Source organism: Streptomyces sp. Ag109_O5-1 (genome assembly GCF_003814875.1).
In the GTDB taxonomy this organism is placed as follows: domain Bacteria; phylum Actinomycetota; class Actinomycetes; order Streptomycetales; family Streptomycetaceae; genus Streptomyces; species Streptomyces sasae.
Window position 1 is genome coordinate 2,101,964 of record NZ_RKQF01000001.1, and the last position, 24,016, is coordinate 2,125,979.

Consider the following 24,016-nt stretch of genomic DNA (forward strand, 5'->3'; position numbering starts at 1 on the left):
GCTTCAGCCGGGGCACCCCGTCCCTGCCCATGCAGCCACCGTACGAAGCAAGAACAGCCTCCGGGAGCCCCACCGCCGAAGTCTTGCTCAGCCGCGACGCGACCTGCCTACATATCCTCAATGATCTGGGCCAATGACTTTCTGAAGGCAGCCGGTTGACCACGACATCACACAGGCCCTAAGGGCTGTCCCGTAATCTCTGTGACCTGCTGCTCGACAACAGGTACGGTCTGCGGGTGATACCGACCGAACCGCACGAGTGTCCGCTGCATGGCGCGGGGGCGAACCCCGACCGCCTGACTGGACGCCGCGTGCAGCAGGTGGTGGCCGCCTGGCACCGGCACGACTCCGAGGATGCTGCCGGCCCGCTGGAGATCTGGCTCGTCGACGAACTTGGTGGCTACTTCCACATCACGACCGGCTCCGACTGGTGCCTGATCACGGATGAGGAGGCACCCCACGCGGGATACGACCTTGGTGAGAGCAGCCGGGTCGAGGTGGTGTCGAGTGAACGCGGGACACCGTTTGCCGACTACCTGGGAGAGGTCATCCTCGCGGTGGACCAGAGGTTTGACGCCCGCACCGGACGGGTCGGCCTGAAGGTCTGCTTCGCCACCGGCACTGTTGAATGCGGCAGTTGGGGCGGGGACCTGCAAGTGACCGGCTGACCGCCGATGGGATGATCTTGGATGTGGCTGGTGTGATCACGGCGGCCGAGCCGTCCTGGATAGCCCCCTTCACCGGGCTGAGCCCGCGTGCGTTCGGCAAGTTGGTGATCCAACTGCGTCGCGAGGGTGCCGACGCGTGCCGGCGGGGCCGACCGTGGAGGCTGCCGCTGGAGGACCGGGTGCTGCTGGTGGCCGCGTACTGGCGGACGAATCTGACCATGCGGCAGTTGGCCCCGTTGTTCGGCGTGTCGAAGTCGGCCGCCGACCGGATGATCGATGACCTCGGGCCGAGGCTGGCCCTGCAGCCGCGCCGGCGGTTCGCCAAAGACGCCGTGCTGATCGTGGACGGCACCCTGGTGCCCACCCGCGATCACAAGGTCGCCGAGCAGTCGAAGAACTACCGCTACTCCACCAACCACCAGGTAGTCATCGACGCCGACACTCGCCTGGTCGTGGTCGTCGGCCGACCACTGCCGGGCAATCGCAATGACTGCCGGGCCTGGGCGGAATCCGGCGCGAAGACCGCGGTCGGCAACACCACGACGATTGCCGACGGCGGTTACCCGGGCACCGGACTGGTGATGCCGCACCGTCGCCGCAAGGGCGAGGAACTGCCTGAGTGGAAGCAGGCTCACAATAAGTCACACAAGCAGGTCCGCGCCCGCGTCGAGCACTGCTTCGCCCGCATGAAGACCTACAAGATCCTCCGCGACTGCCGCCTCCGCGGTGACGGTGTCCACCACGCCATGCTCGGCATCGCCCGCCTGCACAACCTCACCCTCGCCGGATAGGCGAGCCCGACCGTTCCGAGGTCGAGCACGTCCCGACCAGCCGGAAGATCATTTACGGGACAGCCCTTAGTCGGCCTGCAGGACGAAGAACAGGAAGCACAGGAAACGCGGCTTGGCCGCGATGACTTCGGGGAACAGCTCGCGGGCGGCTGGATCAGGCTCTGGCTCGCTGATGACCATTATCCGAAAACCGGCACCGGTGAACGCCTCGACCATCGCGTGCAGCGGCCTGTGCCAGAAACTCATCAACGCAGTCTGGCCGCCCATAGTCCACTCTTCGGTCCAGTTGGTGGTGTCGAAATACTTGTAGTCGGCCTCGCGGCCGGCCTGGCGATGCATGAGGTTGATGGCAAAGGGATGGTCGACAGACGCGATCAGCCGACCGCCGGGCTTGAGCACGCGTCGCAGCTCGGCCAGCGCCGGCCCCCAGTCCTCCAGATAGTGCAGCACCAGGGACGCGACTACATCGTCGAACGTGTCATCGGCGTAGGGAAGCGGGCTGCCCAGGTCGGCCACCTGCAGATCCGTACCGTCGCCGAGCCGCCGGCGGGCCAGCTCCAGCATCCCGGCACTTGCGTCGAAGCCACTCACCAAGGCACCACGATCGCGTAATGCCGCAGACAGGGGCCCGGAGCCGCAGCCGGCGTCGAGGATCCGCCGGCCGGCTACGTCTCCGGCGAGGGCCAGCATCGCGGGCCGCTCGTAGTGGGCATTGATGAGGTTGGTTTCGTTTTCGGCCGTGTACGCCTCGGCGAAGCTGTTGTAGTCATTGACCTTCGGCGGATCCACAGTCACCGCGGACGGCGAGGTAGGCCCAGTGGAACTCGCGTGCTCGTGGTGCTCGTTGGAGATCATGGTGCGGGAGACGTGTGCTGCATCAGTTCGGTTCCGGGCCGCTCCCGATCATCCTCACACTTGAAGATCCAACGAGCCGTTCGTTCAAGGTCATGTCATGTCATGTCATGTCAGCCTCAGGAACAGGCACTCACCCGAGGGTCAGGGAGGCACCGACCTTCTCCAGGATCGACTCGCCGGCGATGACGGGGCTCATCCCCTCGCCGCCCCCGGTGGGTGCGGACAGCGGTACCACCTCCGTGTCGGGGTCGGTCTCGAAGAAGTAGACCAGTGACACCAGTTCCTCGTCCGGGGCCGCGTCGCTTGGCGCGAGCACCCGGTGCCGCAGCGAACGCCACCGGCCGTCCGTCCACAGATTCATCAGGTCGCCCAGGTTGACCACGAGGGTGTTCTGTTCGTAGGGCGGCCTGAACCAGCCGTCTGCCTCGTTCCAGACCTCCAGCCCGCCGACCCCCTGCTGGCGGTCGAGGAGGCTCAGCGTGCCGAAGTCGGTGTGCGGGCCGACCCGCATCTGCCCCTCCGCCACGCCGCCCACGGTCCGCAGCGAGGGATACCAGTTGATGTTCTGGGTCCAGGTCGCCCGCTGCGAGCGCGAGGTGAAGTGCTCCTCGGGCAGGCCGAGGACGGACGCGAGGACGCCGAGCACCGAGTGGGCGACCCTCGTCATGTGTCCGGTGTATTCCAGCGCCGTCTCCCGCAGCCCAGACTGCTCCTCGGGCCACTTGTTGCGCGGGTAGTAGCGGGCGTCGTACGCCGGGTCGCCGGTGCTGTGGGAGGGTCCGACGTGATACGCCTCGTGCAGGTCGGGGGTACCTGCCGCCCCGTCGACGGCGCCGACGTCGAGCGCGCCGAGGCCGCGCCAGCCGTTGTCGTAGGGACGGCTGACCGCGTACTGCTGCTTCACCGTGGCGGGCAGGGCGAAGAACGCCCGGCCCTGGGTGCGCATGCGGTCGGTGAGCTCCGGTGGAATGCCGTGTCCGCGCAGGAGGAAGGCGCCGGTCTCGCGTAGGGCGGCGTCCAGTGCCGCCCCGGTCCCGGCGCGGCCGGCGGCGTCGGCCGCATGCCATGCGGTCAGGTCGAGAACGGGGACGTCACGAGACATGAGTGTCTGCCCTTCGTTCGTGTGGTGCGGGCCGGGGGCCGGTCGGGGACGGTCGCTCGAACCGGTGCAGGTCGCCGATGGGTTCCGCGGAAGGCCCCCAGCTCAGCGCGGGGATATGCGCGTTGACCAGTTCGCCGTCCTCGCGCAGCACCGCGGAGGAGGGGTGGTACATGTGCAGCAGGGGGTCGTTGTAGTGGTCGAAGGCGGAGTGGGTGTCCATGCGGTAGGCGAAGTCGTTGTCCTCGCCGCCCCAGCCCTCGAAGCGTTCATCCATTCCGCCGATCCGGTGGAAGGCGCTCGTGCGGACCCAGACGCAGCACCCAGGCGGGCGCCGCAGCACGAAGGCCCGCAGATGATCCGGGTCCACCTCGGCGGCCCGCCGCCACAGCCGCTCCTCGATCGCCCAGGAGGTGGCGGCCTCGTCGAGGCACCACATGTCGCGGTAGCTGAGGTGTCCCATGGCGCCGGGCTGGTGGAAGCGGGCGACGTTGCGGGCGATGAAGTCGCGGTCGACCAGCGCGTCCGCGTCCAGGATGCAGATGATCTCCGCTCGTCCCGGCGTGTTGACCACGCCGGCGTTCACCGCCCAGGACTTGTTGAAACTGTCGGGCTTGCAGGCGAAGAGATAGTGGTCCGCGTGGGGCAGGACGGTGTCGCGCCATCGCGGGGTGCCGTCCGACTCCACCACCGTGACCTCGTAGAACGCCCGCGGCACGGACTGGTCGCGCAGGGCCTGCAGGCAGGCCAGCAGGTTGCGCAGCCTCAGCCCCGGACCCCGGTCGCGGAACGGCACCACGACACGGACCTGAGGTTCGTCGCCGGGCCCGAGTCCGTCGCCGGGTGCCCGCGTGCCGAGCCGCTCCGGCCTGACCACGGCCTGGCCGGTGCCGTCGTAGTGCCGCCCGAGGTGGTAGCCCAAGCGGGAATTGGACTCCGCCGCCCAGGCCCGCCCGAAGAGGGTTTCGAGGGCCTCTCCGCCGCCGTCGGCGGCGAGTTCGACCAGCCGCGTGTGCAGGGCGAGGCGCACCGCGGGGTCGGCCGGGCGCTCCCGTAGCTCGCCGACCAGGCACGAGGTGGTCTCGTCCCCGGTCTGCTCCGCCGCCGCCACCACCGCCTCGCGGTAGGACAGTCCCCGTTCCCAGTAGAAGATGCTGGCCTCGCGGGCCTGGGGGTCGAAGTGGACGGCCAGCGTGGTGACGACGGCCGTGGCCAGGGGTTCGGGATCAGTGGGGGTCATCGTTGCCACTGGGCGTCCTTCCATTCGTCTCGTCGGGCGGATGCGGGGCCCTCATCGGTCCCACCAGCGTTCCGCATCGGCCGCACGGCGTCTGGCGGCGGTGCCGTGCTCGTAGGGCAGGCTTCCGTCGGGCATGCGCACCACCTCGACGTACAGTCCGATCGCGGTACGGACGTACACCCAGCGGTCGCCGGTCAGCGGCCCGTCCGGGATCGTCTCGGGGGCGCCGAGCACCGCACAGCCGGGCTGTGCAGCCAGGTACGCTGCCGCCGCGTCCACGTCGTCCACGTACAGCGCTAGGTGGTTGCCTCCCAGGTCGCTGTTGCGCGGCCAGTGGCGGCGCGCGCCGGGTGAGCCGACAAAGCAGTTGAGTTCGACGTTGTCGGTGGGGCCCATGCGTAGGGCCGCCTGGTGCATGGTGCCGCCTGGCGGCACGCCCAGGGCGGCGGCCAGGTCCGGGGCCGTGAGGTCGGCCGTCGTACGGTAGAGCGGTTCGGCGCCCAGGACCTCGGTGAAGAAGGCCTCGGCCTGGTCCAGGTCGGCCACCGTGTAGGCCAGGTGGTCCACGTTGCGGGCCCCAGCCAGCCGGCCGGCCGTACCGGACCCGTCGTCGCGGTTGCTCCACAGCGGGCACGGACCGAAGCGGCGTGCCGGTGTGTGCCGTTCGTACGGCAGCGAGGCGGGCACCGAACGCAGTTCCAGGGGTATGCCCCAGGGAGTGGTCACCCTGACCCACCGGCTCCCCTCCCCCGGCAGCCCCGCGGGCACCGTCCGTACCGGCCCGAAGGGGCGCCAGGGACCCCGGTCCCGCAGGTCGCGGAGCGCGGCGTCCACGTCCGTCACGTACAGGCCCAAATGCATGCCGCCCACGTCGTGCGGTCGTGGCGGTACGGCACGGTGGTGGGGCGACCGGTAGGCGAAGAGCTCCAGGTTCGTGGTCGGTCCGAGGCGCACCAGGGCTATCTCCGCGACCGCCCGGGGATGGACGTCGAGGTGTTCGCGCATCCAGTCGTCGTCGTGGGCCATCGGGGGGAGGCGGTAGACGAGTTCGCCGCCCAGTACCCGCACCGAGAAGTCGATCGCGCTGTCGAGGTCCGGCACCGTGCAGGCCATGTGGTCGACCCGGCGGGCACTCGGCACGCCCGGCCGGGCGGCGGACGTCGAGGACTTCAGGGTCCTCGTGCCGTCGGAGGCGCTCGTGTTCGTCGTCACAGGGTGCTCCTCGTGATCGGGGCGGTGTGCCGGTCGATGAGGAGGCGGCTGCCCTCGCGCACGGTGCGCGGCAGCAGCCCTGCCGTCGCCGGGTGCGTCCCGAACAGCCCGCTGGACAGGCAGGTAGAGGCGGGGCGGCCGGCGTAACGGCCGCTCGCCCGCGGCTCCGCCACCACCAGGTCGGGCGCGGCGCCGAGTTGCCCGGCGATGACGGCCGCCCAGTCGGCGCGGGAGATCCGGTCCGGGCCGCCGAGATGGAGCAGCCGGGGTACCGAGTCCGCCGAGACGAGCGCGGTGGTCGCCGCGACCACGTCGTCGATGAGCACGGGGGTGGTCCACTGGTCGAAGGGGACGGTCACGGGCTGGTCGGCCCGGAGGCGGTGCACGCAGGCGGCGAAGAAGTTGAGCCACTTCGGGGTGTCCGCGGGCTCCCATCCGTAGATCAGGCTGACGCGCAGCAGGGTCACGTCCGGCAGGTCGGCCAGGATCCGTTCGGCGGCCAGCTTCGCGCGCCCGTAGGCGTTGGCGGGGCGGGTCGGATCGGACTCGTCGGGTGCCTCGGCCTCGCCGTCGAAAACGTTGTCGGTGGAGATGAAGACGACGCGCCGGTCCCCTGCCGCCCGCACCACCTGCCGGGCGGCCTCGGCGTGGCCGTGCATCGCCTCCTCGGGGTGCTCCACGCACCAGGTCACGTCCGAGGGGCCATGCACGAGGACCACGGCGTCCGCGCCCGTGGCGTCCAGCGCGCGGCCGAAGGCCCCGTCCTCGGTGATGTCGAGCCGGATCCAGTCCGGAGCGGTGTCGCCGCCCTCGGGTCCGGGAGGCGTCCGCGAGGCGAGGACCGCCGCGTCGCCCGACCGGGTGAGGTGACGGGCCAGCGCGCGGCCCACGAATCCACTGCCGACGACGAGCGTCCTCATGCGTCGCCTCCGGTACCCGCGGTCAGGAGCGGCGTGCGCGCCAGCATGCGTGCCATCCCGATGAGGCAGTGGTCGTCGTCCGCCGCGCCCAGTGCGAGCATGCCGCGTATCTCCCGGTCGGTGAGTCCGAAACAGCCCAGCCTCGTCAGTTCGTCGCCGAGCAGAGTGATGAACCGGTGCCCCACCGCCACGGCGAAGCCGCCGATGAACAGGTAGCGCCGTACCCCGATCGCCGTGAAGATGCAGTTGACCGCCTGGGCGAGGGGGACGAGGCAGGTGCGCAGCACCTGTGTGGCGAAGGCGTCGTCCGCGCGGACGGCACGGGCCAGGGCCTCGTTCGTGATGCCCGCCGGATCGCCGGCCGAGGGCCCGGCGAGTGCGGAACAGCCGAATCCCGCCGGGTCGGCCACCGCGGCCCGGCGGGCGGCGAGCAGCACGCCGCGACCGGACACCATCCCGCCGAGGTGCCCTCGGCCACCGCATTCGCAGGGCAGGGCGTCCTCCCGGGGGTCGACGCGCCAGTGCCCGATCTCGCCGCCGTGCCCGGAGTCCGAGATCAGCACCTCCCCGTTGCGGAACACCTTGTGCCCGATTCCCGAACTGACCGTGATCAGGCAGAAGGGCTCCGGCTCGGCGGCCGCGTAGCGCCAGGCGGCGGCGGTGAGGTCATTGGCCACGACGACCGGCACGCTCAGCCGCCGGGTCAGGATGTCCGCGATGGGCAGCGGGGCCGCGGCTCCGCCCCACAGCGTGGGCCCGGCCAGCACGGTGCCGCCCTTCGTCATCGGCCCGGCGAACGAGACGCCCACCGCGCTCGCCTCCGCTCCTTCGGGGGAGCCGAGGTAGTCCTCCAGTTCCCGGGTGAGCTGTCCCACCACCCGGTCCTGCAACGTCTGGGCGGGTAACTCCCGGTAGCGGTCCAGTCCTTCGGTCGCCACACGGCGGACCGACTCGGCCGATCCCGCCCCTTCGGCGATGCGGCCGATCCGCAGCGTCGTACCACCCAGATCGGCGACGACGTACGCGCGCCGGACACCGGCCGCCCCGGACACCGCGGTCATGAGGCGACACCTCCGAGTGCCGGATCCGGGTCGCACTGCTGCACGGTCCCGTCCTCCAGGACGATGGCCCCCTCCAGTCGGGCGCCCTCGGGGACCATCGTCCCGGGCAGCAGCACGCAGTCCCGCACGCTCGCCCCGGCCCCGACCGTGACGCCGGGATACACGACGCTCCGCTCCACGAGGCCGGCGTTGACCAGGTCGACGGGGACGATGCTGAAGCGGATGGCTCCCCCGTCCGCGACGTACCGCCGTGTCACCGCCGGACGAACGGTGAGCGGCAGCTCGGCGAGGGCCATGGTCGGATGCTCGCCCAGCAGGCCGCGATGGGCTCGGTGGTAGCGGTCGACGGTGCCGATGTCCTCCCAGTAGCCGGTGACCTCGTAGCCCCGGATCCGCTCTCCGGCGGCCAGCATCGCCGGGATGACGTCACGGCTGATGTCGTGCTGCCAGTCCGTGCCGTCCAGCTGCTCGAGGTAACGGCGCAGCGTGCGCGCGTCGAACACGCAGAAGGCGGCGAACACCAGGTCGCTGGTCGGCTCCGGCGGCTTCTCGACGAATCCGGTGAGGTTCCCGGCGGCGTCGAAGTCCACCATCCCGAACAGGTGCACGTAGCGGCGCTCGATGCGCTGGTACGACACGGTCAGCGCGGCCCGGTCGGCGCGGTGCCGGCGGAGCATGTCGCCGTAGTCGAACCGGTAGACGTGGTCGGCGTGCAGCACCAGCACCTCGGACGGGTCCTCGCCGAAGACGTGGTCGGCCTTCCTGATCAGCGCGTCGGCCGTGCCGCGCTCGCTCGGCCAGGTGCGGTCGGGCAGCGCTTCGGGTACCCCCGCCGGGGTCTGCCGGTAGACCTCGTCGTACGGCCCGAAGTGCACCCGGAAGTCCCGCGGGCTGCCGTTCCACACCGTGTGCAGGTCGTCCATGAGGTGCCGCTCCTCGTACTGCGACAGCAGCAGCGTCTCCCGGAAACCGGAGCGGCGGAGGTTGGCGAGACTGAAGTCGATCAGGCGGCTGGTGCCGCCGAAGGGGACCAGCGGCTTCAGCCGGCCGCGGCCGAGAGGACCCATGCGGCGGCCTTCACCGCCGGCCAGCAGAACCGCGCGGACGCCGTCCATGTCAGGCTCCTCGGTTTCCGGAGGCCATGGCCAGCGCATCGGCGCCCCCGCTGAGGTCGAGCAGCATTGCCAGCGCCTCGTCCAGCTCCGTACGGCTGACGTCATCGACGAAGCGGGCGTGGCCGATCCCGTCGGGCAGCGGGAGCAGTTGCTTGCCGTCGCGGTGCTTGACGGTGTCGGCGAGCCCCCGCGCCATGAGTTCCGGCGTGCAGACGGGGTGCCAGGTCGGCAGGATCAGGCTGTTCATGACGCGCACGATCCGCTCCAGGTCGCTACGGTCGAGCAGGCCCCGCTGGTGGGCGATGACGGCACTGAACGCCATGTCGATGCAGACGGCCTCGCCGTGCAGCAACTCCGGCAGCGCCGCCATCTCGATCGCTGGCGAGAAGGAGTGCCCGAAGTCGACCAGCCTGCGTAACTCGTGCTCCCAGAGATTGGGCTGGAGTTCTTCGAGCATGCTGTGGATCGCCCGGCCCACCACGTCCTCCGCGCCCCGTCCGCCGTCGGCGGAGCCGGCGGACTGCATGCGCTCGTCGACGAGGCGCGGGCCGTGCGCCGCGAGCTGCTCGAACAGCACCAGGTCCTTGACCATGGCCATCTTCAGGATCTCGGCGAGCCCGTTGCTCAGGTGCCGGGGGCCCAGGGTGGCCAGGAACTCCCGGTCGACCAGAGTGACGGCGGAGGGGTGGTACGTCCCCAGGCGGTTCTTGTGCTGGCGGAAGTTGACCCCGGTCTTGGCACCGATACCGGCGTCGACCATGCCGATGAGGGTGGTGGGCACCCGCGCGTAGGGAGTCGAGCGACGGTACAGGCTCGCGGCCAGTCCGACCAGGTCGGTCAGGACGCCGCCGCCGATGGCGATGACCGGCTCGCGCCGACGGGATATCCCGAAGGAGTCCATCGCGTCGACGATCTCGAAGACCGTTTCCATGCTCTTCACGGACTCGTGCGCGTCGACGACGTGTACCTCGTGCTCGACTCCCTGGTGAGCGAAGTACGCACCGATCCGCGCGCCGTACAGCGCGTGCACGGTGGCATCGACCACCAAGAGGCGGCGTCCGGGTCGTGCCTCCTCGGTGACGCCCGCCGTGGCCAGGGCCGGGTTCGACGGGTCGAGCAGCCCCGGGCTCACCATGACTTCGTAGGTCACGGCCTTGCTCGTGCTGACCTGCCAGGTGTGGTGCGGCGGCTCCGCAGTGCTGTGGAGGCGGGGGCGTACCGTCTGAGGCGTCGAATTGGGCTGGACTGTCATGTCGTCAAGCCTTTCCTCGCACCAGGACATGGCGATGCCGGTCCTGGTACCGGTGGGTTGGCCCGGCCCGCACCGCTCCACGGCGAACGGTGGCCGGCAGGGCCCGTGGCGAACTCGTTGACGCGTCCGGCGAAGCCGGTGAGGAGCTACCCGGCGTCGGTGTCCGCGGAAGGCGACCGGACCGCGCGCCTTCCGACGGGACGCCACCAGGACAGGGTGACGCTGTCGATGTCGAGGCACGTCGGCGTGGCCATCGACTTCCGCGCGTGCTGGAATGCCGTCATGGTGGCCCCGATGTCATCCGACGTGATGCTGAATACCGCGAGATGACTTCCGTCACCGAGAAACTGCGAACCCTCGCTGCCGATAAGGGCGAATCTCTGGGCGGTGACGAAGTCGGGGACCTGTAGCACCTCATCTAGGTGGAAATCGTCGTACCAACGATGGTATTCGGCCTCACTGCCCGGCTTGGGCCGGGTATAGACGGCCAGAAGATAGCTTGCCAATGTGCCTTCCACGGGATTTCCGGTAGTTCATTGCCCTCTACAATGAGTGGCGGACAATGCGTCAGCCGTGGGCCTTTCGCATTCCGGACGGCGGGTGTAACCGATGACGCTTGGATCTTTGACCCTGAATGATTCAAGACGGTACGAGAGCAGTCAGTCAAGGGACGGGGTGATACGTTTCAGTCAGACGATCGGGTCACACCAGTAACAGACGTCGCTCATCACCGCCGCGTACACCAACTCTGTGGGACGAAAGGCATGGCCGGCTCTCCGGGAGAATGGCCGACATGTTCCCTCCCGATGTCGGAGAGGCCGGAGTATGGCGCCGCTTTCCTGGGCGAAGCCGAGGTGGGCGCGCAGCGGTGTGAGTACTGTGGCCGCATTGCGGGTTAACGACGGAAGGACAAGGGATGCGACGGGCCGATGCGCGCCGTTTACGGCCCGAGCCGGAAGGGCGGGATGCCGGGGCACCGGAGCGGGTGGGCTCCAGAATGGCCTACCGGAATCCCTGGATGACGGTCCGTGAGGATGTGCTGCGCCGCCCGGACGGCTCCGACGGCATCTACGGAGTGGTGGACAAGCCAGACTTCGTCCTCGTCCTCCCGCTCGAACTGGACGGCTTTTATATCGTGGAGCAGTACCGGTATCCGGTGGGTGGCAGATTCTGGGAGTTCCCCCAGGGATCCCGGACGGAGCAGGACCCCGACCGGCCGGACGACGCCGCTGCCCTGGCCCGGGCCGAACTCCGTGAGGAGACCGGTCTGGTGGCTCGCTCGCTGACCTGGCTGGGTCGCTTGCACGTCGCACACGGCTACTCCTCCCAGGGCTGCAATGTCTTCCTCGCCGAGGACCTCACGCAGCGCTCCCCCGAGCGGGAGGCCACCGAGGCCGACATGATCCAACGCTGGGTGAGCGGGGCGGAGCTGGACGAGATGATCGCGGTAGGCGATTTCGTCGACGGGCCGTCGCTGGCCGCTCTGACCCTCCTGCGACGACACCTGGGGGGCACAGGGCACGGACGGTGACCGCACGGGCCTCCAGGCCCGGGGCCGCCCCCGGGCTGCGCCGGTTCACCGCCGCGTACACCGGCGTGCTGACCGCGCCGGGAGCGCCGCCTCTGGTCTTCTGGTCCCTCGTCGGACGGTTCGCGTTCGCCGGCTCCAACCTGGCCCTGCTGACCTATGTCGCGGCGGTCAGGCGTTCGTTCGTCGCCGGTGTCCTGGTGGCCGTGAGCCTGGCCGGTACCGCGGTCGCCGGGCTGGCACAGGGACGGCTCATCGACCGGTTCGGCCCAAGGCGCCCGCTCAACGCGGCCGGACAGGCACGGAGCGGGCCGCTGACGGTGCGGTACGGCTACCGCACGGCGTTCCTGGCCTGCACGGGTGTCCTGCTGCTCTGCGCCGCCGTGACGGCCGGCCGCCGATGGAGCAAGGCCGGATGAGCGGGCGGTGGCCATCGGCCGGGACCGGCTTCGACCTGTCAGGTGGTCCGCGAGCTCCGGGAGGCGTCCCGGACGGCACTGTACATGCCTCGCCGAGGCCGTCTCAGGGCTGCCGCGGTCGGGGCTGCCTGGCGGTCAAGCTTCGGGCACCCCATGTGAGAGGTGCCCCCGGAGCTCAGTGCAGGTCCGGGAGGGAGTCAGGCCGACTTGCGCATGACGAGACGCGTAGGCGTGACCACGGACGACCCGGTGCGGCCGCCGTCTGCCAGGAGCGGTGCGTCCGACGTCCGGTCGAACAGCAGTCGGGCCATCAACCGTCCCATCCCCTCGATGTCCTGGTGCACCGTCGTGTGCGCCGGATCAGCCGCCTCGGCGATGGGCGTCAGGTCGCGGAAACCGACGACGGCCACGTCGTCCGGTACGCGGCGCCCCCGCTCCCGGAGCACCCGCAGGGCACCGGGGGCCATCGTCCGAGGCGACGAACACCGCGTCCAGATCGGGGCACCGATCCATGAGGACGGCCACGGCCTCGGCCCCGCCCTGCACGTGAAGTCGCCCTCGGCGATGAGCCGGGGCGGGAACGCCGGTCCGCGGCCCGCGAGTCTCGGGGCAGCCTCAGCGGTCGAGGATGGCGTCGATCTCGCGCAGGTCGTCGGCGGTGAGCGGGCCGCAGTCGAGCGTGGCGGCGTTCTCCTCGACCTGTGCGACGGTACGGAAGCCGGGGATGGGGACGCTGTGCGGGCTGTGCGCCCAGATCCACGCCAGGGCGCCCTGGACCAGGGACCGACCGTCCGAGGTGAGGATGTCCCGGACGGCCTCGCGGCGCTTGAGCCACTCGTCGCCGGGGTGACCGTCGCCACCCGCCGCGCGATCACCGCACTCAACCAGCTCGGCTACACCGTCGCCCTCAACCTGCTGAAAGGCGCCGCCTGACCAGCCAGAGCCAGGACACCCGGCGACCACCACGACCACCGGGCACTCAGACCTGCCCACACTCGCACTGACCTGCTGCTATTGACGCGCAAGAGCCCGAATTCGCCACTCCAGGCCCGGCGAATTACGTCGAACCCGGGTTGTTCTGCGGGGTGTGATGCAGGGGCAGGTCACGCAAGCCGGTGGACCGGGCTACACCTGGGGCTGCGCCCGAAGCCCGTGACGGAGTTCGAGTTGGGCGATCGGCTGGCTGGCAGGGTGCTCATGAAGGTGATCCGCATGCCGCCCTCATCCGTGGTCCTCAACTGGATCCTGGGATGTGGTCGTTCCTTGCGGACGATGAGCCACATGCCTTTCGGTCAGCCGTCCAGCAGTTGGCGCTAGGAAGATGCGCGGGGCACCAGTTCCGTCCGCAGTACCACGTGCCGACGTTCCAATCCCCGGGAGGCGGCCGGGCGGCGGTCGGCGATCTCCGCGAGGAGGAGAGCGATCATCGCGCGGCCCATCTCATCGATGGGCTGGCGGACGCTGGTGAGCGGCGGTTCCATGTGGCGGGCGATAGCCGAGTCGTCGTACCCGACCAGCGCGACGTCGTCGGGGATACGCCGGCCCGCCTCGCGCAGCACCTGGCAGGCGGCCGCCGCCATCACGTCCGACCCGGCGAAGACCGCGTCGAGGCCGGGTTCGCGTTCAAGAAGTCTCGTCATCGCCCGGCGGCCGCCCTCCTCGGTGAAGTGGCCGGGCTCGACGAGGAGCTCGTCCGCGGTGCGGCCTGCATCGAGCAGGGCTTCGCGATAGCCGTCGAGACGGCGCTGGGCGCCATACACGTCCAGGCGACCGGTGATGTGCGCTATCTTCCGGCGGCCGCGGGCGAGCAGGTGCTCGACGGCCGAGCGACCGCCGCCGTAGTTATCGGAGTCCACCGAGGTCAGCGCCTCCGTCGCCGAACGCGGGCCGCTGATCACGGCCGGGATCCCCAACTGGGTCACCAGGTCGGGCAGCGGGTCGTCGGCGTGCACGGACACCAGCAGCACCCCGTCCACCAAGTGCGCGGCCAGATACTGGGCGAGCCGACGCCGTTCGCGGTCGCTTCCCGCGAAGATCAGCAGCAACTGCAACTCGGCGTCGGAGAGTTCGGCACCTACGCCGCTGAGCATCTCGGAGAAGTACGGCTCCGCGAAGAACCGGGTCTCCGGCTCGGGGACGACCAGGGCGATGGCACCGGCGCGGTTGGCGGCGAGGGCGCGCGCGGCCGTGTTCGGGACAAAGCCGAGCTCCGCTATCGCGGCCTCGACGGCGGCCCGGGTGCCGTCGCTGACCCGCGGTGACCCGTTGATCACCCGCGAGACCGTCCCCCGCCCAACCCCAGCCCGGGCGGCGACATCCCTGAGGGTGGGCCGACCACCACTACGCCCCCGCACTCCGTGGCTTGCCATGGGCTCCGCCCTTCTCACCGACGTTCCTGTGCCGACCTGGAATTTAACAGTGCGGAGTATCGGGGTGGCCCGGCTCTCGGGGCCGCCGCCCCGGGCCCGAACGGCCTCGTCTGCGGATGCAGGCACGTCGAAATCACCGAAGTGGCGCCCTCCGCGCGTTCCGGTCACCAACTCCGGTCAGCTAACAGCCGGATAACTGAACACACCCCTCCGCGCCCGCACCCTTGACACCCCGTCTCGAACCGACGAACCTTCAACACATCACCGGTGGGAGCGCTCCCACAGTACCTGACACATACACATCCCGCACGTTCCCCGCCCGAGCCGCAGCGAGAAACAGACGGACACAGCAGTGCAGTTGGCCGAGGGTCGGCACGTCAGGGCGCAACAGGAGGACGTAAATGCAAGCACGTACCCGAACCGCCACACGGAAGGCGGTCGTCCTGACGGCCATCATGTCGTTGGGCGGAGCGTTGCTGGCCGGCTGTGCCGACGACAGTGGTGGCGGCAGCGACGACACCAGCGGTGGCGGCAGCGGCAAGACGACGATCTCCATGGGCCTCTTCGGCACGCAGGGCTTCAAGGAAGCCGGCCTGTACGCCGAGTACGAGAAGCTCCACCCGAACATCACGATCACGGAGAACGTCACCGAGCGGAACGAGAACTACTACCCCGCGCTGGTCAACCACCTCACCACCAACAGCGGCCTGCAGGACGTGCAGGCCGTCGAGGTCGGCAACATCGCCGAGGTCGTGCAGACCCAGGCGAGCAAGCTGGAGGACCTCTCCAAGATCTCGGGCGTGGACCAGAACAACTGGCTGAGCTGGAAGTGGCAGCAGGCCACCACCAAGGACGGGCAGACCGTCGGGCTCGGCACCGACATCGGGCCGATGGCGATCTGCTACCGCAAGGACCTCTTCCAGAAGGCCGGTCTGCCCACCGACCGGACGGCGGTCGGCAAACTGTGGGCGGGCGACTGGAGTAAGCTGGTCACCGTGGGTGAGCAGTACAAGAAGAAGGCCCCCTCGGGCACCTACTTCATGGACTCCCCCGGCGGTCTGCTCAACGCGATCCTCTCCAGCCTCAAGGAGAAGTTCTACGACTCCTCCGGCAATGTCGTCTACAAGACGAACCCGGCCGTCAAGACGAGCTTCGACCTGACGGCCAAGGCCGCCGCGGAGGGGCTGGTCCAGTCGCAGACCCAGTTCCAGCCGTCATGGAACCAGACGATCGCTAACAGCAAGTTCGCCGCGATGGCCTGCCCGCCGTGGATGCTCGGCTACCTCAAGGGCCAGTCGAAGGCCGACGCGGCCGGCAAGTGGGACGTCGCGGTCGCGCCGCAGGCCGGCAACTGGGGCGGCACCTTCCTGACCGTGCCGAAGAGCGGCAAGCATGTGAAGGAGGCGGAGCAGCTGGTTGCCTGGCTCACCGCCCCGGCCCAGCAGGCCAAGCTCTTCAGCGTGCAGGGCAGCTTCCCGAGCGCACCGGCCGCCTACGATCTGTCCTCGGTCAAGAACGCCAAGAACGCCATGACCGGTGACGCTCCGATCGGCCAGATCTTCGCCGAGGCCGCCAAGTCCATCCCGCAGCAGCCCATCGGCCCGAAGGACCAGATCATCGGCGCCGGGCTGGGTGACAACGGCGTGATCCTCGTGACAAAGGGCAAGTCCGCGGCCGAGGCCTGGCAGACGGCCACCAAGACGATCGACAACAACCTGGAGAAGTGACCGGTATGTCCCGGCACGACACCGCCGCGTCCCCGGTTCAGGACCGGGGCGCGGCCCCCGGCCGCGGCCCTGCGGCACCCGCGCCACCGGCGGACGAGACGCACCGGACGAGACTGTCCCGGCGCTGGCAGCGGGACATGCGCTGGAGCCCGTACGCCTTCGTCTCCCCGTTCTTCCTGCTCTTCGCCGCGTTCGGCCTGTTCCCGCTGATCTACACCGGCTGGGCCTCGCTGCACACGGTGGAACTGACCGCGCCCACCGACATGCAGTGGGCGGGCCTGCACAACTACACCCGGATCTTCGACGACGACTTCTTCTGGAACGCGGCGAAGAACACCCTGACCATCGGCATCATCTCGACCGTCCCGCAATTGCTCATGGCGATGGGGCTCGCCCACCTCCTCAACTACAAACTGCGCGGCTCCACCTTCTTCCGGGTGGCCATGCTGGCGCCGTACGCCACCTCGATCGCCGCGGCCTCTCTGGTGTTCGTGCTGCTCTTCGGCCGTGACTACGGCGTGATCAACTGGGCGCTGCACTTCGTCGGCGTCGACAAGGTCGACTGGCAGAACGACAAGTGGTCCTCCCAGATCGCGGTGTCGTCGGTGGTCATCTGGCGCTGGACCGGCTACAACGCCCTGATCTACCTGGCGGCGATGCAGGCGATCCCGCAGGACCTCTACGAGTCGGCGGCGCTCGACGGCGCCAACCGCTGGCAGCAGTTCTTCCATGTGACGGTGCCGCAGCTGCGGCCGACCATCCTGTTCACCACCGTGGTGTCGACGATCGGCGCGAGCCAGCTGTTCGGCGAGCCGCTGATGTTCGACTCCATCAAGGGCGCCTCCGGCGGTACCGACCACCAGTTCCAGACGCTGGGCCTGTACCTGTACGAGCAGGGCTGGGTCAACCAGCACCTGGGCCGGGCCTCCGCGATCGCCTGGACGATGTTCCTGATTCTCATTCTGATCGGGGTCGTCAACTACGTCATCTCGCGCCGGCTGCGCGCCAGCAGTTAGGAGAAACAGCCGTGACGACGACCCTGACGAACTCCTCCGGTGACGCGCCGCCCAAGACCGCGCGTGTACGGCGGTCCAAGGCGGCGCGGGCCGGCGGGCAGCTGCACGCGGGGCCCGCCGCGTACGCGGTGCTGGTGCTGTTCACCCTCGGCTCACTGTTCCCACTGGTGTGGACGGCGATCGCCGCGTCCCGCGACAACAACCGGCTGGCGCAGACCCCGCCGCCGTTCTGGTTCGGCTCGAACCTGATGCACAACCTGCGGATCGCCTGGACCGACGCCAACCTGGGCAAGGCCTTCCTCAACACGACGATCGTGGCGGGGGTGTCGGCGACGACCATCGTGTTCCTGTCCACCGTCGCCGGGTTCGCCTTCGCCAAGCTGCGGTTCCGGGGCCGTAACGGCCTGATGCTGGTGGTGATCGGCACGATGATGGTGCCGCCGCAGCTCAGCATCATCCCGCTGTACATGATGGTGGCGAAGCTGAACTGGTCCGACCAGCTGCAGGCGGTGATCCTGCCGTCGCTGGTCAGCGCGTTCGGGGTGTTCTTCATGCGGCAGTACCTGCTGCAGGCGCTCCCGGACGAGCTGATCGAGGCGGCCCGGGTGGACGGCGCGAGCAGTTGGCGTGTGGTGTGGCACGTGGTGTTCCCGGCGGCGCGGCCGGCGATGGCCGTGCTCGGCATGCTGATGTTCGTGCAGTCGTGGAACGACTTCCTGTGGCCGTTCCTGGTGCTGTCCCAGAACGGCAATCCCACCGTGCAGGTCGCCATCGCGGGGCTGGGCCGCGGCTTCACCCCGGACCAGTCCCTGATCATGGCGGGCGCTCTGCTCGGTACACTGCCGCTGCTGCTGGTCTTCGCGATCTTCGGCAAGCAGATCGTCGGCGGCATCATGCAGGGCGCGGTCAAGGGCTGAGCCCGTTCCAGGGCCGGGGCAGTGTGGCCCCGGCCCTCTCCTTCGTCCACTTCCCCATCCCGTCCGTCGGTTTCCTCGACCCCTAATGGGAGCGCTTCCATGTCTGAGTCCGCACAGCCAGCGACCCCGGTGGCCTTTCCCCCCGCCTTCCTTTGGGGCGCCGCGACCTCGGCGTACCAGATCGAGGGGGCGGTACGGGAGGACGGCCGCACCCCCTCGATCTGGGACACCTTCAGCCATACGCCGGGCAAGACCGCCGACGGCGACCACGGTGACATCGCGGTCGACCACTACCACCGCTACCGCGAAGACGTGGCGCTGATGGCCGAACTCGGCCTGACCGCCTACCGGTTCTCGGTCTCCTGGCCGCGCGTCCAGCCGACCGGCCGCGGCCCGGCCGTCCAGGTCGGCCTGGACTTCTACCGCCGGCTGGTGGACGAACTGCTGGCGCACGGCGTCAAGCCCGCGGTCACCCTCTACCACTGGGACCTGCCGCAGGAGCTGGAGGACGCGGGCGGCTGGCCGGAGCGGGACACCGCCCTGCGCTTCGCCGAGTACGCGCGGATCGTCGGCGAGGCGCTGGGCGATCGGGTCGAGCAGTGGGTCACTCTCAACGAGCCCTGGTGCAGCGCCTTCCTGGGCTACGGATCCGGAGTGCACGCTCCGGGCCGTACCGACCCGGTGGCCGCGCTGCGCGCGGCACACCATCTCAACCTGGCGCACGGCCTGGGCACGGCGGCACTGCGCTCGGTGATGCCGACCCGCAACCAGGTGGCCGTCAGCCTAAACTCCTCGGTCATACGGCCCATTTCACAGCGCCCCGCCGACCTGGCCGCGGCCCGCCGGATCGACGACCTGGCCAACGGCGTCTTCCACGGCCCGCTGCTGCACGGGGCGTATCCGGCCACTCTGCTGACGGCGACCTCGGCGGTCACCGACTGGTCGTACGTCCTCGACGGTGATCTGCGCGCGATCAAGCAGCCACTGGATGCGCTCGGGCTCAACTACTACACACCAACGCTGGTGTCGGCGGTGGACGGGGCGCCGGACGGCCCGCGCGCCGACGGCCACGGGGCGAGCTCCTTCTCGCCGTGGCCGGGGGCGGACGACGTGGCGTTCCACCAGACGCCGGGTGAGCGGACCGAGATGGGCTGGACCGTCGACCCGACCGGCCTGCACGAACTGATCATGCGTTACACGCAGGAGGCTCCGGGGCTGCCGCTGTACATCACGGAGAACGGCGCGGCGTACGAGGACAAGGCGGACGCCGAAGGCCGGGTGCACGACCCGGAGCGCATCGCCTACCTGCACGGCCACCTGGCGGCGGTGCACCGGGCGATCACCGACGGGGCGGACGTCCGCGGGTACTACCTGTGGTCCCTGATGGACAACTTCGAGTGGGCGTACGGCTATGCCAAGCGGTTCGGCATGGTGCACGTGGACTACGGGACACTGGAGCGAACCCCCAAGTCGAGCGCCTACTGGTACGGGCAGGTGGCCCGCACGGGGACACTGTCGGGGGTGCCGGTGGCGCCAACGGTGTGATCCAGCGGCGTTCCGGGAGACGGCCGGGGGGCGCCTCCCGGAACGCCCCGCTGCCCAGGATGCCTGGGACACTGCGAGGAGCACCTGCACGGTGTGGTCGGTTGGGCTGCGCGGGTCGAGGAAGCGGTAGCGGTGGGCGCTCGGGCCTTGGCTGGTGAAGGCTAGTAGAGTGTCGCAGCTAATTTCTGATCTCGGCGATGTTGAGCCATGACCCGTGCTTGGGCGTGTGGTGGATCTCGAGGCGCTGAGCCAGGGCGAAGGCCTCTTCTGGTTCGAATGCCTCGTACAGTGAGGCGACGCCGTGGGTGTTCAGGTTGTCCATCACCAGCACAACGGTCTCGGCGTCGGGGTAGTCCACGCTCAGCAGCTGCTTGACCTGGCCGGCCCAGTCGATCCGGGTCCGCTGGAGCAGTGCCTGAACCCGACGCCAACCGCGTAAGGGTTCGACCCGCACGAAGATGGAACACGTGCCGCAGCGGATGTACTCGCTGTCCTGGCAGGCGTCGTGACCAGGGCGGGCCGGGAGCGGGTCGCGGGCATGGTCGAGGAGTTGGTAGGGCTTCTCGTCCATGCACACCACTGGACGTGCCGGGTCATAGGGCCGGCCATAGACGGCCAGCACGTCTTCCATCCGGGCCGCGAACTCCGCGTTCGCTCGTGGTGGGATGGTCCAGCACTTCTTCAGGTGAGGGCGCAGTTCCGTTTTTTTAAGATCCGCCCGATGGTGGAGTGGTCCAGATCGGGGATGTCCTCGGCCAGTGCGACGTGTTTCTCCAGCAGCCGCTGCGACCACCGGGCATACCCCTGGGGAGGCTGGGAGCACGCCATCGCGATCAGCCGGGCTTCGACCTCACCCGTCACCGGCGAGGGCACCGGCGGCAGGTCCCGCTTCTTCCGCGCGATCGTGGCGTAAACATCGCCACCGGTCTCGGCGAAACGCTTGGCGACCAGCCGCAACGTCTCGCCGGAGACGCCGAGCCGGGCCGCTATCACCTCCTTTGAATCCACCTCACCCACCGAGGTGTCCAACGCAAGCAGCACTCGCGCACGCATGATCATCGAGGCCCCGCGAACACCCGTCGTGGTCACCCGGACCAACTCCTCGCGGTCCTGCGCGGTCAACCTGACCGGCCTCTTCTTCTGCGAACCCACGACAACCGTCCTGTCTGGCCAAAGGGAAGGAATCTGCCAGACACCAGTTGCCCACTTCGGGTCGCTGCGTACCTTGCCGAGCACGCGCCAAGCCCCTCAACAGTCTCTGACTGCGGGTCAGGGGCGGTTGGGGGGGCGGCCTCGTAGCCGGTGATCACCGCCGGGTAGTCGTCCGGACCACTGTCCTCGATGCCGACGAAGCCCAGGTCGGCAGTCACGCCGAGCCCGGGCCTCGCACAGTTGAGTGGTGGGGCTGCCGTGCCGGCAAGCGGTGATCTCTGAGGCGGGTCCGGGCCGACACCGGCAGCAGAACCGGAGCCGCGGAACATGACGCCCACCCCGGCATCGGCCTCGAGATCGTCCAGTGCGGCGCGCCGACCCTCGTCCCGCCCCCCAGCGCGCCGCGGGCGGAGGCGGAGGCGGGAGGCGGGGGCGCGCACCAGCGCGGCTGTGCACGCCCGTCGCGGGACGGGTCAGGATTCAGGGGACGCTCCAGCCGATGTCGGCTACCTCCAGCAGGACCGTGCCCTCGGTGTACAGCATGAACGGCACGTCCACGTGCGCCAAGTCCATGCCGGCGGCGAACAGCGTGGTGAGCGGCGCCGACACGCTGGTCCACTCCCCCGGCGTCGCCTCGCGCAGCGACGGCGCCAGGTTCACGCCGGGCTGGGCCGGATAGTCGTCATGGCAGGCGAGGTAGAGCGGGGCCGAAGGCGGCTCCAGCACCCGTACGCGGAAGCGCACGTGCGCTCCGGCCTCCAGATGGCCGCGCAGGTCCTCCGGGGTGCCGGTGGGCGACTCCGCGTAGACGAAGGCCGGGTAGCCGGCGAAGCGCAGCCGCAGTCCGGTGCCCGTCTCGGCGGGTACCGGGTCCGCGTGCACGATCAGGCACCGTGTCGGCCCGCTCAACGCCAGGTCCACGCGCGACCACGTGTTGTGGCCGCCGATGCGCAGCCGGTACGGGCTGCCCGCCGCGTCCAGGATGCGCAGTGGACCGTCCGCCGGGGGCGGCGGCGGGGCCTGCCGGAGCACGTCCAACGGCAGCGGACCGGTGTCGGGCACCGGGTCGTGCAGGGAGAGTCCATGGCCGACGGGGAACAGCGGGGTGTGCCGGCCCTCCGGCGGCGTCTCCTGCTCGGGGACGCGGTAGTCGGGCAGGTGGGGCGGGACGCGGTTGACAGCCGCGGAGTCCCGGGTGCGCGGCCATGACGACGGCAGCCGGCCCTGGAAGTCGTACGCGGGCGCGCCCTCGGCCGGGGCGAACAGGACGTCGGTGATGCCCTCCGCGTACGGGCCGGGCAGCCAGGCCGCGACGAAGGCGTCCGAGAGGTTGATCTCCTCCGTGCAGTACAGGGGCCGGCCGGTGAAGAAGACGCCGACGGCGGGCAAACCGGCGCTCTTCAGCCGGCGCAGCACCTCCACGTCGCGGGCGTAGGACAGCTTGAGGTCGGCGTAGCCGAGGGAGCGCCACGGTTTGAGGGTGCCGCGCATCTCGGCGTAGGAGTCCTCGCCCATCACGACCACTGCCACGTCGAAGTCGGAGGGGTCGGCGTGGACCAGGGCCGGGTCGACGGTGCAGCGTTCGCTGCCGACGATCGCGCGGACCGCGTCCGCCAGCGTGACGCCGCCGGGCAGGTCGGCGTGGTCCAGACCATCGCCCTGCCAGGTCAGTGTCCAGCCGCCGCACTGCTTGCTGAGGTCGTCGGCGCCGCTGCCGGTGACCAGCACCCGCGCGGTGCGGGACAGCGGCAGCGTCCCCGGCGTGTTCTTCAGGAGTACCAGTGACTTGCGAGCCGCCTCCCGGGACAGCGTCCGGTGCTCGGCGCAGCCGACGACCGACGTCTCCGCGCGGGCGAGGGCACGTTCGCGCGGGCAGGGTTTCTCCCACAGCCCGGCGCGCATCTTCGCCCGCAGCACGCGCGAGACCGCGTCGTCGATGCGTGCCAGCGGGACGACCCCGTCCCGCACGTACTGGACGGTGGTGCGGTGCACGCTCTGCCAGGCGTCGCGGCCGGAGATCATCAGCACGTCGAGACCGGCGTTAATGGCATAGCCGGCGTCCCCGGCAGAACAGCCGGCCACCTCGGCGTGCGCGTCCCAGTCGCTGATGACGACGCCATCGAAGCCGAGGCCATCCTTGAGGACGTCGGTCAGCAGGTAACGGCTGCCGTGCACCTTGTCGTTGTACGGCTCGCCCGTGTGGGGGCTGTGGTCGTAGTTGGCCTCGTTCGACCAACTGCTGAAGGAGACCATCACGCTCTGCGCGCCGGCCGAGATGCCGGCCAGGAAGCCCTGGGCGTGGATGTCGCGCAGCACGTCCTCGGAGCAGCGGGCGGTGCCGCGGTCTCCTCCGTTCTCGGTGCCGCCGTCGGCGATCCAATGCTTGAGGGTGGCTAGCACCTTCTCGTCAGTGCGCAGCGCCGCGCCGTCGCCCTGAAGTCCCTCGACCATGGCACGGCCGTAGGCGTGCACGAGGGTGGGGTCCTCGCCGTAGCCCTCGTAGTAGCGTCCCCAGTGGCGGTCGCGCGGGGTGGTGACGGTGGGGGCGAAGATCCAGTCCATGCCGGTGGCGGCGACCTCGCGGGCGGTGGCTGCGCCGATCCGCCGGACCAGGTCGGGGTCGCCGGCCGCGCCGAGGCCGATGTTGTGCGGGAAGATGGTGGCGCCGTGCACGTTGTTGTGTCCGTGGACGGCGTCGGTGGCCCACATGAACGGGATGCGGAAGGGCCGGTCCTTCCAGTGCTCCTCGGCCGCCGTCCAGAAGCCGTCGATGGCGTCCACCCAGTCCTCGACGGTGGCGTGGCGTTTGTCGCCGGGCCAGATGCCGGCGCCGTTGAGCGCGGAGCCGATGCCGTACTCGCGCAGGTCCTCGTGGGTCAGCTCGGCCAGCTCCGGCTGGATCATCTGTCCGACCTTCTCCTCCAGCGTCAGCTGCGCAACGATCTCCGCCACGCGGCGCTCCACTTCGGGGTCGGCCGGGATCGCCGAGGTGAGCCGCGGCCACCGGGTCAGCGGCCGTAGGTCGGACAGCGCGGGGGCCACGGGGCCTGCGGCGCTGCCGGCCGCGGACGCCTCGGGGACTTCCGCCATGGATGCCCCGGAGGGGCCGGTCACGGTCGTCACGGTCGTC

General features: G+C 69.8%; 21 protein-coding genes and 3 pseudogenes. 8 read left to right on the plus strand and 16 right to left on the minus strand.

All coding sequences use genetic code 11. From position 1 onward, the window contains the following. Positions 1-236: 236 nt before the first annotated feature. Positions 237-668: a hypothetical protein gene (locus EDD90_RS09480; protein WP_123972612.1), complete on the plus strand. Its 432-nt coding sequence runs from the start codon at positions 237-239 to the stop codon at positions 666-668. A 23-nt stretch (positions 669-691) separates the two neighbouring features. Further along, entirely contained in the window at positions 692-1,459 is a 768-nt protein-coding gene (locus tag EDD90_RS09485) for a transposase (protein WP_123972613.1), read from the plus strand. Positions 1,460-1,525: 66 nt separating this feature from the next. On the opposite strand, the gene EDD90_RS09490 is transcribed toward EDD90_RS09485, so the two are convergent. The 9 genes from EDD90_RS09490 to EDD90_RS09530 all read right to left on the minus strand — a co-directional run bounded on the left by EDD90_RS09490 (position 1,526) and on the right by EDD90_RS09530 (position 10,731). Then, the gene (locus tag EDD90_RS09490) at positions 1,526-2,314 is read right to left on the minus strand and encodes a class I SAM-dependent methyltransferase (RefSeq protein ID WP_123972640.1); all 789 of its coding nucleotides are present in this window, start codon (positions 2,312-2,314) and stop codon (positions 1,526-1,528) included. A 130-nt stretch (positions 2,315-2,444) separates the two neighbouring features. Continuing rightward, positions 2,445-3,416: an isopenicillin N synthase family oxygenase gene (locus EDD90_RS09495; protein WP_123972641.1), complete on the minus strand. Its 972-nt coding sequence runs from the start codon at positions 3,414-3,416 to the stop codon at positions 2,445-2,447. Next, positions 3,406-4,653, minus strand: a complete 1,248-nt coding sequence (locus EDD90_RS09500) for a glycosyltransferase family 2 protein (protein ID WP_260327759.1) — start codon at positions 4,651-4,653, stop codon at positions 3,406-3,408. The genes EDD90_RS09495 and EDD90_RS09500 overlap by 11 nt, the downstream gene beginning before the upstream one ends. 51 nt (positions 4,654-4,704) lie before the next feature. Next, a complete protein-coding gene (locus tag EDD90_RS09505; RefSeq protein WP_185149002.1) occupies positions 4,705-5,865 on the minus strand; it encodes a VOC family protein in 1,161 nt (386 codons plus the stop codon). Next, entirely contained in the window at positions 5,862-6,785 is a 924-nt protein-coding gene (locus tag EDD90_RS09510; protein WP_123972643.1) for a sugar nucleotide-binding protein, read from the minus strand. The genes EDD90_RS09505 and EDD90_RS09510 overlap by 4 nt, the downstream gene beginning before the upstream one ends. After that, positions 6,782-7,846 carry an ROK family protein gene (locus tag EDD90_RS09515; RefSeq protein ID WP_123972644.1) on the minus strand — a complete coding sequence of 355 codons (1,065 nt, stop codon included), beginning with the start codon at positions 7,844-7,846 and terminating at the stop codon, positions 6,782-6,784. The genes EDD90_RS09510 and EDD90_RS09515 overlap by 4 nt, the downstream gene beginning before the upstream one ends. After that, a complete protein-coding gene (locus EDD90_RS09520) occupies positions 7,843-8,961 on the minus strand; it encodes a sugar phosphate nucleotidyltransferase (protein WP_123972645.1) in 1,119 nt (372 codons plus the stop codon). Before EDD90_RS09520 ends, EDD90_RS09515 begins: the two co-directional genes overlap by 4 nt. Before the next feature lies 1 nt (position 8,962). Continuing rightward, positions 8,963-10,213, minus strand: coding sequence for a sedoheptulose 7-phosphate cyclase (locus tag EDD90_RS09525; RefSeq protein ID WP_123972646.1), 1,251 nt, complete (start codon positions 10,211-10,213; stop codon positions 8,963-8,965). 146 nt (positions 10,214-10,359) lie between these two features. Continuing rightward, entirely contained in the window at positions 10,360-10,731 is a 372-nt protein-coding gene (locus EDD90_RS09530; protein ID WP_123972647.1) for a hypothetical protein, read from the minus strand. 500 nt (positions 10,732-11,231) lie between these two features. On the opposite strand from EDD90_RS09530, the gene EDD90_RS09535 reads away from it, so the two are divergent. Further along, positions 11,232-11,744, plus strand: coding sequence for an NUDIX hydrolase (locus EDD90_RS09535; protein ID WP_221305082.1), 513 nt, complete (start codon positions 11,232-11,234; stop codon positions 11,742-11,744). Then, on the plus strand, positions 11,741-12,160 hold the full coding sequence (locus tag EDD90_RS09540; protein ID WP_123972648.1) for a hypothetical protein: 420 nt from the start codon (positions 11,741-11,743) through the stop codon (positions 12,158-12,160). The genes EDD90_RS09535 and EDD90_RS09540 overlap by 4 nt, the downstream gene beginning before the upstream one ends. 197 nt (positions 12,161-12,357) lie before the next feature. Here EDD90_RS09540 and EDD90_RS09545 read toward each other — a convergent pair. From EDD90_RS09545 to EDD90_RS09555, 4 genes and pseudogenes are all read right to left on the minus strand, one after another. Continuing rightward, positions 12,358-12,774 (minus strand): annotated as a pseudogene (locus tag EDD90_RS09545) (LacI family DNA-binding transcriptional regulator); the annotation flags it as partial. A gap of 1 nt (position 12,775) precedes the next feature. Beyond that, positions 12,776-13,018, minus strand: a pseudogene (locus EDD90_RS57050) (aldo/keto reductase); the annotation flags it as partial. A 217-nt stretch (positions 13,019-13,235) separates the two neighbouring features. Next, positions 13,236-13,452, minus strand: a pseudogene (locus EDD90_RS57055) (IS1380 family transposase); the annotation flags it as partial. Between the two features lie 21 nt (positions 13,453-13,473). Continuing rightward, positions 13,474-14,529 (minus strand): LacI family DNA-binding transcriptional regulator, encoded by a 1,056-nt coding sequence (locus EDD90_RS09555; RefSeq protein WP_123972650.1) that lies wholly within the window; start codon positions 14,527-14,529, stop codon positions 13,474-13,476. Between the two features lie 401 nt (positions 14,530-14,930). Between EDD90_RS09555 and EDD90_RS09560 the strand changes: the two genes are divergently transcribed. The 4 genes from EDD90_RS09560 to EDD90_RS09575 all read left to right on the plus strand — a co-directional run bounded on the left by EDD90_RS09560 (position 14,931) and on the right by EDD90_RS09575 (position 19,734). After that, on the plus strand, positions 14,931-16,256 hold the full coding sequence (locus EDD90_RS09560; RefSeq protein WP_123972651.1) for an ABC transporter substrate-binding protein: 1,326 nt from the start codon (positions 14,931-14,933) through the stop codon (positions 16,254-16,256). A gap of 5 nt (positions 16,257-16,261) precedes the next feature. Further along, complete coding sequence (locus EDD90_RS09565) at positions 16,262-17,272, plus strand: carbohydrate ABC transporter permease (RefSeq protein WP_123981076.1); 1,011 nt, start codon at positions 16,262-16,264, stop codon at positions 17,270-17,272. 11 nt (positions 17,273-17,283) lie between these two features. Next, complete coding sequence (locus tag EDD90_RS09570) at positions 17,284-18,189, plus strand: carbohydrate ABC transporter permease (protein ID WP_123972652.1); 906 nt, start codon at positions 17,284-17,286, stop codon at positions 18,187-18,189. Between the two features lie 99 nt (positions 18,190-18,288). Beyond that, a complete protein-coding gene (locus EDD90_RS09575) occupies positions 18,289-19,734 on the plus strand; it encodes a GH1 family beta-glucosidase (protein ID WP_123972653.1) in 1,446 nt (481 codons plus the stop codon). A gap of 178 nt (positions 19,735-19,912) precedes the next feature. On the opposite strand, the gene EDD90_RS56320 is transcribed toward EDD90_RS09575, so the two are convergent. The 3 genes from EDD90_RS56320 to EDD90_RS09585 all read right to left on the minus strand — a co-directional run bounded on the left by EDD90_RS56320 (position 19,913) and on the right by EDD90_RS09585 (position 24,009). Continuing rightward, positions 19,913-20,527: an IS630 family transposase gene (locus EDD90_RS56320; RefSeq protein WP_221305083.1), complete on the minus strand. Its 615-nt coding sequence runs from the start codon at positions 20,525-20,527 to the stop codon at positions 19,913-19,915. Then, a complete protein-coding gene (locus tag EDD90_RS56325) occupies positions 20,416-20,970 on the minus strand; it encodes a helix-turn-helix domain-containing protein (protein ID WP_221305084.1) in 555 nt (184 codons plus the stop codon). Before EDD90_RS56325 ends, EDD90_RS56320 begins: the two co-directional genes overlap by 112 nt. A 396-nt stretch (positions 20,971-21,366) precedes the next feature. Then, the gene (locus EDD90_RS09585; protein ID WP_123972654.1) at positions 21,367-24,009 is read right to left on the minus strand and encodes a glycoside hydrolase family 3 protein; all 2,643 of its coding nucleotides are present in this window, start codon (positions 24,007-24,009) and stop codon (positions 21,367-21,369) included. Positions 24,010-24,016: the final 7 nt, after the last annotated feature.